Source organism: Pedobacter sp. ASV12, assembly GCF_016429155.1.
Taxonomy (GTDB): Bacteria; Bacteroidota; Bacteroidia; order Sphingobacteriales; family Sphingobacteriaceae; genus Pedobacter.
Map to the genome: position 1 here is coordinate 1 of NZ_JAELUC010000375.1, position 379 is coordinate 379.

Here is a 379-nt window from a genome sequence, read left to right on the forward strand (position 1 = left end):
GCAGGACGCCAACCTGCGCGCGCAGAACCAGTGGCTGTTCACCAAGTACGATGCCCTGGGCAGGACGATCATAACAGGCCTTTTGGGCAGCACTTCTACCAGGGCGATGTGGCAGACGGGCATGGACGGGCAGACCGTATTTTGGGAAACGCGCGACGATGCCAATGCAAGCGCCAGCGGAACTGGCTACACGAACGTTGCCTCACCGAGCGCGGATATCACGAGCTGCCTCACCATCAGCTATTATGACGGCTACGGCTTCCTGGGCAACAGCTTCGGCGCCCCTACGGGTACGCAGGCCGGCGGCGGACGCACCAGGGGACTGCCTACCGGAACGAAGACGAACATCCCGAGCACGGGAGGAATGCTGCTGGCTGTG

The 379-nt window shown here is 62.5% G+C and carries 1 pseudogene; it reads left to right on the top strand.

Annotated elements, in window-relative coordinates:
- Window positions 1-379, top strand: a pseudogene (locus tag JHD69_RS20765) (DUF6443 domain-containing protein); the annotation flags it as partial.